The sequence below is a fragment of the Pandoraea pnomenusa genome (genome assembly GCF_000767615.3).
GTDB classification, from domain to species: Bacteria; Pseudomonadota; Gammaproteobacteria; order Burkholderiales; family Burkholderiaceae; genus Pandoraea; species Pandoraea pnomenusa.
Window position 1 is genome coordinate 1,554,327 of sequence record NZ_CP009553.3, and the last position, 13,009, is coordinate 1,567,335.

Genomic DNA, 13,009 nt, shown 5'->3' on the forward strand with positions numbered 1-13,009 from the left:
GCGAAGTCGGAGAACCCGATGACGAGAATGCCAGCGGTGCGCTACAGTTCACGGTGACGGGAACTGCAATCCGGGCGCCGAACTCGCGTTGCAGGTCCCGGGCAATCACGGGCGCTCGCGGCACAATCCGCTGGAGCGTCATGACCGCGACGCGCCGTGCCGCTGCATCGCACGTCGCGGAACCGCACCATCCTGGGCGCCGCCGGCCGGCAGGCGCTCGCTGCTTTCCGGGACTCCGCATGACAGAAGCGTTGACCGGCAGCGTCCTCGACGACGACTTGCCGCAGCATCACCACGAGGCGCTGGCGCCGTTGCGCACCTTCGTGACCGAGTTTTCGCACCTGCTCGCGCGCCGTCCGCACGAGGCGACGCTGCTCGAAGCGGGGGCCGGTCTGCTGGCCCGCCTGGTCGAGCGCGACGATTGGTTGCCCGATGCGTTTGCAACGCCGCATCCCGAGCACTATCAGCAATTCCTGCTGCATTGCGACGCCGCGCAACGCTTTTCGATCGTGAGTTTCGTCTGGGGGCCGGGGCAGCGCACGCCGATCCACGACCATACCGTCTGGGGGCTTATCGGCATGTTGCGCGGCGCGGAGGACTCGCAACCCTTCGTGCTCGACGCGCAGGGCGTGCCGGTCGCGGCCGGGGCTCCGGTCCGTCTGGCGCCCGGCGACGTGGAGACGCTGTCGCCTCGACTCGGCGACATCCACCGCGTGAGCAACGCGTATGACGATCGCGTCTCGGTGAGCATTCATGTGTATGGCGCCAACATCGGCGCCGTGCATCGCAGCGTGTTCACGGCGTCGGGCGAGCGCAAGGGGTTCGTCTCCGGCTACGCCAACGCCCGGCTGCCGGCGCCGTGGGGCATGCCGCAGTAGTGTCTGGCAAGCGTTCGCCGTCAGATCCCGTTCAATACCGACACCTTCGGGGAATTGCCGTGTCCGTTCAATCCGATGTCCCTTTTCCTGTCCTGAGTTTCGCCGACGTGCGCGCCGCATTGCTGGCCCGCGAGGAGATCGCGCTGCTCGATGTGCGCGAGGAAGATCCGTTTGCGCAGTCTCACCCGCTCTGGGCGGCCAACATGCCGCTCTCGCGCGTCGAAATCGAGGCATGGGCGCGCATTCCGCGTCGCGACACGCGCATCGTTCTCTACGGAGCGCATGACGGCGAGGATCTCGCGCCGCGCGCGGCCGACGTGCTGCGCAAACTGGGCTACACCGACGTCAACTTGCTCGAGGGCGGGCTCGACGGCTGGGTCGCCGCGGGCGGCGAGGTGTTTCGCGACGTGAACGTGCCGAGCAAGGCCTTCGGCGAGTGGGTGGAGAGCGTGCGACACACGCCGTCGCTCCCGGCGCAGGAAGTGCAGGCGTTGCTCGACGCCGACGCCGACATGGTGATTGTCGACGCGCGGCGTTTCGACGAATACCAGACGATGAACATTCCCGGCTCGACCAGCGTGCCCGGTGCCGAGCTGGTGCTGCGCGTGCGCGAGCTCGCCCCGGACCCGGCCACGCGCGTGATCGTGAACTGTGCCGGGCGCACGCGCAGCATCATCGGTACGCAGTCGCTCCTGAACGCCGGGCTGCCGAACCCGGTCGCGGCACTGCGCAACGGCACCATCGGCTGGACGCTGGCCGGCCAGACGCTCGAGCACGGGGCGGATCGCCGCCACCCGGCGACCGTGCGCGAGGCAACGTTGGCCGTCGCGCGCGAAGGTGCGCGGGCGGTCGCGGATCGTGCCGGCGTGCGACGTATCGCGTTGCAGGACGTGCCTTCGCTGGGCGCACCGGGCCGGACGATTTATCGCTTCGACGTGCGCACGCCCGAGGAATACGCGGCGGGCCATCTGCCGGACTTCGCCAGCGCGCCGGGCGGACAACTCGTGCAGGAGACGGACCATTGCGCGCCGGTACGCGGCGCGTGGATCGTGCTTGCGGACGACGACGGGGTGCGCGCCGACATGACCGGCTCGTGGCTCGCGCAGATGGGATGGACCGTGTACGTCGTGGAACCGCACGGCGCCCACGAACGAGACGCCCGGGGCGGTTGGCCGCTGCACACACCGAGCGCCCCCGACGTCGCCACCGTCACGCCGGCGCTGCTTGCGCGCTGGCTCGACGAGGCCGAACCGGGACAGCTCGAGGTGCTCGACTTCACGTCGGGCGCGAACTACGTCAAGCGCCATATTCCGGGTGCCTGGTTCGTCATTCGCGCGCGTCTGGCCGATGCCCTGCGCAAGGTCGGCCCGGCGCAACGCTACGTACTCACCTGCGGCTCCAGCCTGCTGGCGCGTTTCGCGGCCGACGACCTGCGGCGTCTGACCGATGCCGAGATCGTGGTGCTCGACGGCGGCACGCAGGCGTGGATCCAGGCCGGATTACCGCTGGAATCGGGTCAGACGCGTCTGGCCAGTCCGCGCGACGATCGGTATCGCCGTCCGTACGAGGGCACCGACAACGCCGCGGCAGCCATGCAGGCCTATCTCGACTGGGAGTTCGGCCTGGTCGAGCAATTGCGCCGCGATGGGACACATCACTTTCAGGTCGTGTAGACAGCGCCGCGCGGCGCCGTGTGCATGCGCCCGGCGCCGCGCGCCCTGCCTGATGTCGGGGCGGACGTGGCATACTCCCGATCTTCCGACGCCGCCGCCTGATGCGTCTGCCGGCATCGCACCTCCCATCCGGGGGGCCGTGCCGGCATCGCGGCCGACCCGTTTCCGATTCGACCATGCCATTGCAGCGCTTCATCGCCCGCCGACTGGGCGCCCTTACCGAGCCGAGCACCCGCATTCCCTATGCGTGGGTGTATCACGAGCCCGACGTCTTCATGCAGCGGACGTCGTCGCTTACCGTGGCCAAGAAATACCTTCACCGCCGTCTGCGGCTCGCGTTGAGCGGACAGGCCAATCGCGAGGTGCGCCATGTCGCGCCAAACGCACGGGTATTGTGGATCTACGGCGGCAAGGCCTCGGTTGGCGATGCGGTCATGGACCTCTCCGGGCGCGCACTCCTGCGTGAGCGCGAAGGCCCGATCGACCTGCTCATCACGCCGGGCCTGAAGGCCGTCTTCGAAGGCGACGACATTTTCCGTCAGGTCTTCGACGATCCTGCGCGACTGAATCCGGCCGACTACGATGTCGTCGTGCTGCAGGAATTCAACTACCCGACGCTGCGTCTGAAGCGCAAACACTTTCCGTCGCTGCCATTCGCCTGCCTGTTCCGCTTCTTTCACGGTCCGGACCGCAACCAGACGCAGTTCAGTCTCGCGGCCGTCAACGACGTCTTTTCGCTCGGGTTCGGTCCGGATGCCTTGCTGGCGCGCGCCAAGCCATACCTGCGTCAGGAGTCCGACCTGCCGGAAAGCGTGGTGCGGCAACTTCCGGCACGCCCGTTCATCGTGCTCGCCATGGGCGGTGTCGAGCCGCGTCGCACTTACGCCCATTGGCGGGAATTCCTGCAGGCCTACGACATTGCCTATCAACCGGGCCTGCCGACGGGGGTCGTGCTGCTGGGTTCCGGCAATGGTGTCGACGCCGCCCGGGCGCTCATGGAAGCGAAATTCGTCCACCTGCGGATGGCGTCTTTCGTCGGACAGCTGACGCTTCGCGACGCGAAACGCCTGATCGCCAATGCGGCACTGTTCGTAGGCGCGGACGGCGGGCTGATGCACGTCGCGCATACCACGCCGACACCCAGCGTCACGCTCTTCGCAAAGGCCGAGCCACCGTATCTGCGCCTGACGCCGCAGTGCCGGTCCACGCCGCTGCAAACGGAATCGGACGTGAGCGCCGTCGATCCCGACGAACTCGCGAACACCGTCATCGATACGTTGCGCGCGGCGCCCGCCAGACTGCGCTGAGTCGCTAGCGAGCGCGCCCGGCGTTGGGCGCCGGCGCACAATACACGCGCGGCTGATCGTTGTAGCCGACGCTCGCGCCGTCTCCCACGCGCATTGCCTGAAAATAATCGGTGTGGCCCGGCTGAAAACCGCGATACACGAATCGATAGGCGACATCGTCCGGGGTGTCGTCGTTCGGCAACCGGCTTGCACGAAGCGTTTTCACGCGCAACCAATTCCTGAGCGCGAAGTATTCGAACTCGCTCGCCCGGTGCACCACGCTCAACGCGTCGCCCTGTCGCACCCGCCCGGTAAAGCGTGCCGTGCCTTTCCCGTCGCGATGATAATTCGACTCCATCGTGCCGAAGACCTGTACTCGCGTGCCGTCGGAAGTCCGCGTGTCGAATTCGATGGTGGACAGACACTGCCATTCGACACGGTCGTTCGGAATCAGCCACCACGCGGCAAACCACGGCAAGGCGGCCGCGGCCGCGATGCCCAGCCACAGAGTGCGCCTGGACAGGCGACGACGTGCAGATCGCGGTGGAGCGGGTTCAATACGGGTCATGATGTCGCATGGTCGATCAGCAGATAGGACAGGCAATCGGAGTCGGCACGCCCGATCGGCTCGCGACACAAAAAGTAGCTGAACACGTCGAAATTGCCCGCGCCGTTGATGTAGACATAGCGATCGCTCGCGTCGCCGATCGTGACGGGGGGAGTGCTCGCCAGTCGCGCGAGACGTTGCGTCACGAAATCCGTGTTCTCGCGATAATCGGGCGCCACGAAAACGCGGTTGCCCGGTGTGGCGTCGAGCGCGGTCCATTGCGCTGACTTGGCGTTCGTGCGCACGTCGCCTCGCAGCGACGGGATCGTCCATGTGGCCAGTACGGCGCTGATCGCGGCCACGCTGACCCAGATGCCAACAGTCGTCCAGACCGACGGACCCTGGACACGCGTTGCAGTGCCGATCCCGTCGCCGGACGCAGGTGAATTTTCGACGCTGGAGGTTTCACTCTCATCGCGTGAACTTTGGGCAATTTCCCGGTCAGTTGTCGCATCTGTGCGGCCGTTTTCGACAGTCGTCGACGGGGGAGGGGGCGCCTCGACGAAAGGGCTCACGCGTGTCACGCCCGTTAGCCGATAGCCGATTCGGGGCAGCGTGACGAGCAATCCCGGGTCGGCGCCAAGGTGTTGCAACGCCCGGCGAATACGAACGATCGATTGACTGAGGTTGTTGTCCGTGACGACGGCCCCGTATTGCTCCCAACCCTGGGCGAGCAGCGTGCGCTTCGTCACAATCTCGCCGTCGGCCTCCAGCAGTACCTGGAGGCAGCGGCCCGCGGTCGCACCGAGCGATACGCTCAGCGCGTCATCTCGCCGGGAGACGAGAGCGAAGGTGTCGGTATCGAAACCCGCGATGTCACCGATAAGGAACTTGACCATAAATCGTCGCGAAGGCGTGGGACACCCTGGCGCAGTGTTGAACAGGAGCGCGACAGAGACCGGATCGTTCTGGTGACGGAATTCGACGTCTATCGCGTTGCAGCATGTTACTCCCTGAGCGGTTGCGCGGGGACGGGGCCGGGATCGCCAAGTGTGCGCCTTCGATCACCACGGCGACACTGTCAACATTGGCAGCCCTTGGTCTTGGCCACCGTGATGGTCTCGTCTGCCGTCCAACGTCGACATGTGCACTCGCCCAATGCGGGGGGCGAGCGCAAGCCCGGGGACACCCTTGCCGAATCGCCTGGACGATGAGCGCTCCATGAATGAAGAACCTGTCGGCGTGCCCAACGTTGACCTGTCAACGTTGACAGTTTTCGCTGAATATTCGCGTGGATACGCTGCCTCCATCTACATGGAGGTATGCGATGAGAGTCGATGTTCAGAGAGGTGCCCAACTGGTCCCGTCCACCCGTTCCGAGATTGCGCGCTTTCGCCACAGGGTTTTCGTCGAGAAACTGGGTTGGCATGTTCAGGCCTCCTCTGCCTGTCCTCGACCGACGGAGGGTGAGGAGTCCGATGAATACGATCATGACGACACCGTCTACGTCACACTGCGCGGCCGGGAAGACGCCATTGTGGGATGCGCGCGTTTACTGCCGGCGAAGAACCGGTATCTGCTCGGTGACCATTTCCGACATCTCGTCGACGACCTCCGGGCCGCCGTCGATGTTGGCGACGCCGTCGAGGCCACAAACGCGTCGGCGGGTGCCAAATACGGCTGCGCGAGTCACGTGGTCGACACGCCCGTGTGGGAGCTGTCGCGATTCGCGTGGGATCAGCCGGAGCCGAACATGCCCAGGGGCGCCGGGCGCGAAGCCAGCCACGGAGCGCATGAACTCCTCAGAGCTGCGGTGTTCACGGCACGGGCCCTTGGCGCGCGGCGTCTGATCGGTGTGACCTTCGTGAGCCTGGCACGCTTGTTCGTGCGCATCGGGGTGCCGACACACAAGCTCGGTGCGGCCTATCGCATCGATGGGCGTTGGGTCGCTGCCTATCGCATCGACATCGACGCACAGACGCTGACCGCACTCGGCCTCTCGGGGCGGCGCCGCAAGTCTCGCATACGGCGCCCTGGGGGGCGCCGTGCGAGGAGTCCGAGGTGATCCTTCCCGCGCGCGCTACCGCAAGCGAGTGCGTCAGCCCCACATGACCAGGCGAATCGCGCTCTGCACCTTGTTGCGGCAGCCGGTCTTGTCCAGGCAATTGCGGATGTGAAAGTTGACTGTGCGAGTGGAGATGCCGAGGATATCGCCGATCTCGTCGGCGGTTTTCCCCTCGGCCGTCCAAAGCAGCACTTCCCGTTCGCGCGCCGACAGCGAGTCGAAATCGAACGGGGGGCGCTGGGGGCGCAGCAGCCGGCTCATCGCCTCGTGCGTGTAGTTCGCGAGAACGCCGACACCGACCCGAAGCGACTTCAACTCCACGTCGTTCAGCGCGTCGTGGCTCCGTCCGAAGCTCAACAGTCCGAACTCGCCGTGTGGTCCCCAACTGGAGCGGGCTACACCGTGCTTCAGACCGAAGTCATGCGCATCGCGCCAGAACGCGTCAGCGGGGATGAGCGTGGGGTCGCGCCATTTGATGAGGTATTGGCATTGCGTGCCGGCGTGCACCGTCGGATCGACCGCGAGATAGCCTCGCTCGCTGTACCGCGCCATCCAGCCGGCGGGGTAGCTGTCGAACACGCGGACTTCCGACTGGGTGGCGCTGCGGGGATGTCGAAAGCCGTACGAGCAATATTCGAAACCGATGCGTTGTGCGAACTCGTTGACGCGTGCAAAGAGAGTGTTCGCGTCATTTACTTCTCCACAGTCGTCGCGAATCGTTTCAAGCAAATGCATCAGAGCGGGCATGATGCCTCCCGAAGGCGCGGCACCTTGAAGACACCGGGCGGTTCGGTGTTTTTTGCCGCTCCGTCAGTTCCGTACGCGCGCACGACTTCTCCATGGCGATGTTGGCCACGGGCCCCGATGAAGGATGAAAGCGTCGGAATCGAAATTGAATAACTGCAACTGATGGTGAAGCTCACGCAGGCCGTCGAAACTGCATGCCACGACAATGCAGGAATTAAAGGCTACGTACCGGAACGGGTGACTTATGTCACGTGTAAAAAACTGAAATACTCGCTCCGATGCGATGAAGAATATCAACCGGATTTTGGTATTTCAATGAATGCATCTAAAATATCGAAAAACGGGACATCTCGATTTTCAAGATAATTTTTTGTTATTTTAAATGTATTGAAATCAATGGTTTGTGGAATATTCGACGTGAATCCCACGTGGTCGTGGCTGCTTGGGAAGCATTTTTTGTGTTGATGATTGGTATAAAAATTGTGTAAAAATTTCCAGATTTTTTAAATAAAGTTTTAAAAAAATCGAAGAATTTTTTTGGTGATTTAAAATCGAATTGTTGTCGTTATTCGGCGGCGTGGTTTCGGTAAATTGTTTTTTGATTGAGGGTCAGGGTTGATTCGCCTTTATCGCAGCTCGAATGAGTTCGGTGAGTGCATTTGCGTCGATGGGTGCACCTTGATGGAAATCGATGGCGCGGCGGGTATTACCTTCGAGGCTGGCGTTGAAGAGGCCTGAGGGGTCGGGAAGGGAGGCGCCTTTGGGGAAGGTCATCTTGACGGTGGTCTTATAGGTTTCGCCGGTGCAGAGGATGCCATTGCAGGACCAGACGGGGACGCGCCATTTCCATTCCTCGACGATGTTGGGGGAGGTTTGGGTGATGATTTGGCGGAGGTGTGCGAGGATGGTGCCGCGCCAGTCGTTCAGTTCGGCGATGCGGGCGTCGATGAGGGCGGCGGCTTCGGTGGCGTTGGGAAAGGATTTCTTCATGTCGCGGTCTCCGGAGGTGACACGATAGAGGAAGCGACATTGTAGCGGGGCGATTGGTGTGCGGAGGCGGGAGGAGGGAGGGGGAATGGGGAAGGGGGAAATACAGCGGGGGGAAATACAGCGGGTTGGGGGGTGGAAGGGGGAAGACGGACCGCGGTGCCTTTTCGAACCGAGTTGGGTCTATGTCTGAGGGGCGGAAAGGTGCCGCGGTCCGTCGGGGGGCGTGCAGTACCGGGGGGGGAGGGAGAGGATCCCACCGGTACGGCGAATGCAACAAGCGTTGGCAGAAAAGCCGGGTCAGAAAGCGGCGCTGTAGATGGCGAGAGCGTCTGCTTCGGTGACTTCGCGGGGGTTATTGACGAGCAGGCGGGTTTGGCGCATGGCGTCGGAGGCCATGCGGGGGAGGTCGTCCTGCTTGACGCCGACTTCGCGAAGTGAGCGGGGGATGGCGGTGTCGACGATCATCGATTCGATGTGTTGGATGAGGGCATCGGTTTTTGCCTCGTCGCTGCCGGTGAAATGCGTGGGCAGGATGACGTCGGCGAGTTCGGCGTAGCGCTCGCTGGCGGCGGGCGCGTTGAATCGCATGACGTGGGAGAGCACGAGTGCGTTCGACAGGCCGTGCGCCACGTGAAAAATACCGCCGATCGGATAGGCGAGTGCGTGCACGGCGGCCACGGGTGAGTTGGCGAACGATTGACCTGCGAACATTGCGCCGAGGAGCATCGCTTCGCGTGCGTGGCGATCGGCGCCGTCGCGGCAGGCGGGCAGCAGATTGCGCGAGAGCAGTTCGAGCGCCTTGACCGCGAGCATGTCGGAGATCGGGTTCTTCAGGTGTGCGGAAGTATAAGCCTCGATCGCGTGGACCATTGCGTCGATGCCTGTTGCCGCGGTGGCGGCGCGGGGCAGGCCGAGCGTGAGTTCCGCGTCGAGGATGGCCAGATCGGCGAAGAGTTGGGGGGCGACCACGCCCATCTTCGTCGTCTCGCCCGTCGTCACGATCGACACCGCGGTGACTTCCGATCCGGTGCCGGCTGTCGTGGGCATCTGCACCAGGGGCAGGCGCGAGCCAGTCACCTTCTTCACGCCGTACATTTCCTGGATGGACTGCGTGCCTGGCAGCAGCACGGCGAGCAGCTTCGCCACGTCCATCGACGAACCGCCGCCCAGGCCCAGGACGATTTCCGCGTCGGCCGCGCGTGCGCGTTCGGCGGCTTCGAGCACCACATGTTCGGGCGGATCGGCGATCACGTCATCGATCACCGAGACCTGCCAGTCGTGCTTTGCCAGGTCGGCGAGTGCGGGGGCCAGCAAACCGCTCTTGTGCAGAAATCCGTCCGTGACCACGCACAGACGCTTGCCTGCCGGAAACTGCTCGCGCAGCAGCGCGCCCAGGCGCCGGGCCGCACCGAACTCCACCACGACGGTGGGGACCGTCTGGAAACGAAATGCATTCATGATCGATTTCCTCTTGAAACCTGTGTGTTGAAAGCTACGCGACCATCTGGCCGCGATCGATCCGGTAGACGTCATCGAGCACCGCGCCCGCATGCTGCAGATCCGCGCCCGACAGAATCACCGCGAGGCCTTCGCCGCGCATCTGGCCGATCACTTCGGCAATGCGCTTCGACAGCGCTGGCGCCACGCCTTCGAACGGTTCGTCGAGCATCAGCAGGCGCGAACTCGTCATCAGTGCGCGCCCGACGGCCACCAGTTTCTGCTGGCCTCCCGACAATTGCAAGGCGCGGCGCGGCGCCCATTCGCGGGCTTCGGGGATGATGCGGTACACCTTGTCGAGACGCGCCTGCACGTCCCTGGCTTTCAGGGCCCAGGCCGGCACGCACAGATTCTCTTCCACCGTCATGTCCGGAATCAGCCGGCGGTCCTCCGGCGCGTAGCCGATGCCGAGCGACGTGCGCTCGTGCGAAGGCGCCTTCGCCAGATTCACGCCGTCGAACGTCAGCGTGCCACCGTTCGCTTTCACCAGCCCCATGATCGCGCGCAGCGTCGTCGTCTTGCCCGCGCCGTTGCGGCCAATCAGACCGACGATCGCGCCCTTCGGCACCGAAAACTGCACGCCGCGAAGAATGTCCGTCGCGCCGAAGCGCACATTCAGATTTCCGACTTCAAGCATGGGCCACCTCGCTCGCCACCCCGGCGGTGCCCGGCACCGCGGCCACCGTCTCGCCAATGATCAACTCACGCACCTGCGCGTCGGACAGCACCACATCCGGCGTGCCGTCGGCCAGAATGCGCCCGTCGCAAAACGCCAGCACGCGGTCGCTGTAGCGGCGCACGATCTCCATGTCGTGCTCCACGAACAACACCGTAATGCCCAGTCCGCGCGCTGCATCGAGCACGCGGTTCATCACGTCGAACTTCTCCTCCGCCGCCACGCCCGACGTTGGTTCGTCGAGCAACAGCACCTCCGGCTTGCAAACCATCGCGAGCGCGATGTCCAACAGCTTGCGCACCCCCTCCGGCAACGTGCCCGAGACCATGTCCGCAAACTCCAGCACGCCCAGCCGGGCCAGACTGTCGTTGGCCAGATCCGCCGACAGCCCCGAGATTGCCAACGCGATCTCGATGTTCTCGCGCGCCGTCTGCGAACCGAACAATTGCGGAATCTGGAACGAACGGGCGATCCCCAGACCCGTGATCTTGCGCGGTGCCAGCCCCGTAATGCGCTTGCCTCGGAATACGATCTCGCCGCGATCCGGCTTGATGTATCCGGTGAGCATGTTCACGAACGTCGTCTTGCCGGCACCGTTCGTGCCGATCAGCCCGACCACGCTCTGCGCGTCGATATTGACCGTGATGTCCCTGGCCGGCGTCACGCTGCCGAACGTCTTGTACAGGCCCGTGGCCTCAATGATGTGATTCGATGCCATCTCCTGCCCCTTATGCGGCGTCGCCCGAAGCGGCAGCCGTCTTCGTCTGTGCCGCGCGCGTCACCGGATGCCCGGCCGCCATCTTGCGACGGCCCAGCCCCAGGCTCGTCAGGCCGCCCGGCAGGAACGCGATGATCGCCAGCATGATCGCGCCCATCACGATTTGCCACGTGTTCGGCGCATAACGGTAAGCCATCGCGCGGGCCACCTCCAGCAGCAGCGCGCCGATGAACGGCGAGAACGCAAAGCGTGTACCGGAGAGCACCGCAATGAAGACGAACTCGCCCGAGGTCGTCCAGAACGCCATGTCCGGATCGATGTGCCCGATATTGAACGCCTGCAAGGCGCCACCAAGACCGGCCAGCGCCCCCGCGATCACATACGTCAGATGAATGTTCGCGCGTGCCGACGTGCCCAGGTATTCCACGCGGATCTCGTTGTCCTTGATCGCGGGACCGAGCCGGCCCGGCGTCGAGCGCATGTAGACGGCAACCGCCATCACGCACACGATCGCGGCGATGAAGCCCACGGCGAACAGGTTCGTGCCCGTGAGCTGCCACGGCTCGGCACTGCTGCCCAGCGTGGGCGCGTTCACGTTGAAACCGTCGCTGCCGCCCAGCTCCACGTTATTGAGCAGCAGCCCGTAGCAGATCATCGACAGCGCCAGCGTGAGCATCGCGAAGAAAATGTCGCGATAGCGCGCGAGCAGGAAGCCCAGCACCAGGGCGAGCAATGCCGAGACGATCATCGAGATCGCGAGCAGCGCGAACAACTCCGTGAGGCCGTAATAATTCATGCCAAGGCCAACGCAGTACGCCCCGACCGCGAAGAAAAGCGCCTGCCCGAACGACGCCAGGCCCGTGCGCAGCAAGAGCGCGAGACCCAGCGCCACGATGCCCTTGGACAAGGCCACCGACACCAGGAACTGCCATTGCGGCAGCGCAAGGCCCGCCGCACCAATCACGACGAAGCCGATCACCGCGAGCCACGTGCCGGGCGCGCGCAGTTGGGAACAGATTGCGGAACTCATATCTTGCGGGCCTCCAGCGGAGCGAAGATGCCTTTCGGGCGCACAGCCAGCACCAGCGCCATGACGATGTAAATGGAGAACAGCTCGCCTTGCGGCCAGTAATGCACCGCGCTCGCGCGCACCAACCCCACGAGCAGCGCGCCGAACGCCGCGCCGGGCAGCGAGCCCAGACCGCCGATGACGACCACGGCAAACGTCAGCACCACGATCTCGACCCCCATGCCGGGCGCCACCGACACCGTCGGCGCCGTCAGCGCGCCGCCGATGGCCGCGAGCACCGCCCCGGCCATGAACGTGACCACGAAATAGCGGCTCACGCGAATGCCCATCGCCTGGCTGACCTCGCGATCGTGAATCACGGCGCGCAGCAAGCGACCGCTGCGTGTGAACTTCAGGAAGGCCGTGAGCCCCACGCCTGCCACGAGCGCCACGCCCACGATCAGGAAGTTGTAGTTGGGGTACGAAAGATCGCCCAGATCGAAGTTGCCGAGGAAGCTGTACGGTTCCGAGACCGTGTACGGGTCCACGCCCCACACGAGCTTGATCGCGTCTTCCATGATCAGGAAGAGCGCGTAAGTGACGAGCAGCAGTACCACGGGGTCCTGCCCGTAGAAGCGCTTGAGGATGCCGCGCTCCATGATGAAACCGATGGCCCCGCCCGCGACAATGGCCGCCAGCACGAGCAACAGGTAGCTCACGTACAGATTGCCGCCACGGGCAACCCACGGGCCGATCAGCGTCACGCCGGCGTAAGCGCCGAGCGCATACAGGCTGCCGTGCGCCATGTTCAAGATTTTGAGCACGCCGTAGACGAGGGTCAGTCCCAGGGCAACCAGGAACAGCCACGCGGCGTACATCACCCCGTCCACCAGGACGGCGTAGATCTGCGACATCTCGCATTC

General features: G+C 64.3%; 13 protein-coding genes. 4 read left to right on the forward strand and 9 right to left on the reverse strand.

The genetic code is table 11. The annotated features are described in order from the left end of the window. Positions 1–239 precede the first annotated feature (239 nt). The 3 genes from LV28_RS31105 to LV28_RS31115 all read left to right on the forward strand — a co-directional run bounded on the left by LV28_RS31105 (position 240) and on the right by LV28_RS31115 (position 3,858). Complete coding sequence (locus LV28_RS31105; protein ID WP_024788543.1) at positions 240–878, forward strand: cysteine dioxygenase family protein; 639 nt, start codon at positions 240–242, stop codon at positions 876–878. A 53-nt stretch (positions 879–931) separates the two neighbouring features. Then, positions 932–2,551, forward strand: a complete 1,620-nt coding sequence (locus LV28_RS31110; RefSeq protein WP_038621382.1) for a rhodanese-related sulfurtransferase — start codon at positions 932–934, stop codon at positions 2,549–2,551. A 176-nt stretch (positions 2,552–2,727) separates the two neighbouring features. Beyond that, positions 2,728–3,858 (forward strand): glycosyltransferase family 9 protein, encoded by a 1,131-nt coding sequence (locus tag LV28_RS31115; protein ID WP_048806415.1) that lies wholly within the window; start codon positions 2,728–2,730, stop codon positions 3,856–3,858. 4 nt (positions 3,859–3,862) lie between these two features. On the opposite strand, the gene LV28_RS31120 is transcribed toward LV28_RS31115, so the two are convergent. Further along, positions 3,863–4,405, reverse strand: coding sequence for a hypothetical protein (locus LV28_RS31120; protein WP_063598409.1), 543 nt, complete (start codon positions 4,403–4,405; stop codon positions 3,863–3,865). Further along, the gene (locus LV28_RS31125) at positions 4,402–5,283 is read right to left on the reverse strand and encodes a winged helix-turn-helix domain-containing protein (RefSeq protein ID WP_023594974.1); all 882 of its coding nucleotides are present in this window, start codon (positions 5,281–5,283) and stop codon (positions 4,402–4,404) included. Before LV28_RS31125 ends, LV28_RS31120 begins: the two co-directional genes overlap by 4 nt. Before the next feature lie 392 nt (positions 5,284–5,675). On the opposite strand from LV28_RS31125, the gene LV28_RS31130 reads away from it, so the two are divergent. Next, entirely contained in the window at positions 5,676–6,449 is a 774-nt protein-coding gene (locus tag LV28_RS31130) for an acyl-homoserine-lactone synthase (protein WP_257125739.1), read from the forward strand. Positions 6,450–6,482: 33 nt separating this feature from the next. Here the strand turns inward: LV28_RS31130 and LV28_RS31135 are convergent, their stop codons facing one another. The 7 genes from LV28_RS31135 to LV28_RS31165 form a co-directional block, all read right to left on the reverse strand. Further along, positions 6,483–7,196, reverse strand: coding sequence for an autoinducer binding domain-containing protein (locus LV28_RS31135; protein ID WP_081326833.1), 714 nt, complete (start codon positions 7,194–7,196; stop codon positions 6,483–6,485). A gap of 609 nt (positions 7,197–7,805) precedes the next feature. After that, positions 7,806–8,186 carry a DUF1801 domain-containing protein gene (locus LV28_RS31140; protein WP_038618293.1) on the reverse strand — a complete coding sequence of 127 codons (381 nt, stop codon included), beginning with the start codon at positions 8,184–8,186 and terminating at the stop codon, positions 7,806–7,808. A gap of 297 nt (positions 8,187–8,483) precedes the next feature. Beyond that, complete coding sequence (locus LV28_RS31145; protein WP_038618290.1) at positions 8,484–9,644, reverse strand: iron-containing alcohol dehydrogenase; 1,161 nt, start codon at positions 9,642–9,644, stop codon at positions 8,484–8,486. A 34-nt stretch (positions 9,645–9,678) separates the two neighbouring features. Next, entirely contained in the window at positions 9,679–10,320 is a 642-nt protein-coding gene (locus tag LV28_RS31150) for an ATP-binding cassette domain-containing protein (protein ID WP_023594979.1), read from the reverse strand. Beyond that, positions 10,313–11,077 (reverse strand): ABC transporter ATP-binding protein, encoded by a 765-nt coding sequence (locus LV28_RS31155; protein ID WP_023594980.1) that lies wholly within the window; start codon positions 11,075–11,077, stop codon positions 10,313–10,315. The genes LV28_RS31150 and LV28_RS31155 overlap by 8 nt, the downstream gene beginning before the upstream one ends. A 10-nt stretch (positions 11,078–11,087) precedes the next feature. Beyond that, positions 11,088–12,107, reverse strand: a complete 1,020-nt coding sequence (locus tag LV28_RS31160; RefSeq protein WP_048806413.1) for a branched-chain amino acid ABC transporter permease — start codon at positions 12,105–12,107, stop codon at positions 11,088–11,090. Next, positions 12,104–13,000, reverse strand: a complete 897-nt coding sequence (locus LV28_RS31165; protein WP_023594982.1) for a branched-chain amino acid ABC transporter permease — start codon at positions 12,998–13,000, stop codon at positions 12,104–12,106. Before LV28_RS31165 ends, LV28_RS31160 begins: the two co-directional genes overlap by 4 nt. Positions 13,001–13,009: the final 9 nt, after the last annotated feature.

Coding starts and splice junctions, on each gene's coding strand:
- LV28_RS31160 (WP_048806413.1), bottom strand. CDS start 12,107: ATGAGTTCCGCAATCTGTTCCCAACTGCGCGCGCCCGGCACGTGGCTC.
- LV28_RS31120 (WP_063598409.1), bottom strand. CDS start 4,405: ATGACCCGTATTGAACCCGCTCCACCGCGATCTGCACGTCGTCGCCTG.
- LV28_RS31165 (WP_023594982.1), bottom strand. CDS start 13,000: ATGTCGCAGATCTACGCCGTCCTGGTGGACGGGGTGATGTACGCCGCG.
- LV28_RS31150 (WP_023594979.1), bottom strand. CDS start 10,320: ATGCTTGAAGTCGGAAATCTGAATGTGCGCTTCGGCGCGACGGACATT.
- LV28_RS31145 (WP_038618290.1), bottom strand. CDS start 9,644: ATGAATGCATTTCGTTTCCAGACGGTCCCCACCGTCGTGGTGGAGTTC.
- LV28_RS31125 (WP_023594974.1), bottom strand. CDS start 5,283: ATGGTCAAGTTCCTTATCGGTGACATCGCGGGTTTCGATACCGACACC.
- LV28_RS31140 (WP_038618293.1), bottom strand. CDS start 8,186: ATGAAGAAATCCTTTCCCAACGCCACCGAAGCCGCCGCCCTCATCGAC.
- LV28_RS31115 (WP_048806415.1), top strand. CDS start 2,728: ATGCCATTGCAGCGCTTCATCGCCCGCCGACTGGGCGCCCTTACCGAG.
- LV28_RS31155 (WP_023594980.1), bottom strand. CDS start 11,077: ATGGCATCGAATCACATCATTGAGGCCACGGGCCTGTACAAGACGTTC.
- LV28_RS31105 (WP_024788543.1), top strand. CDS start 240: ATGACAGAAGCGTTGACCGGCAGCGTCCTCGACGACGACTTGCCGCAG.
- LV28_RS31135 (WP_081326833.1), bottom strand. CDS start 7,196: ATGCCCGCTCTGATGCATTTGCTTGAAACGATTCGCGACGACTGTGGA.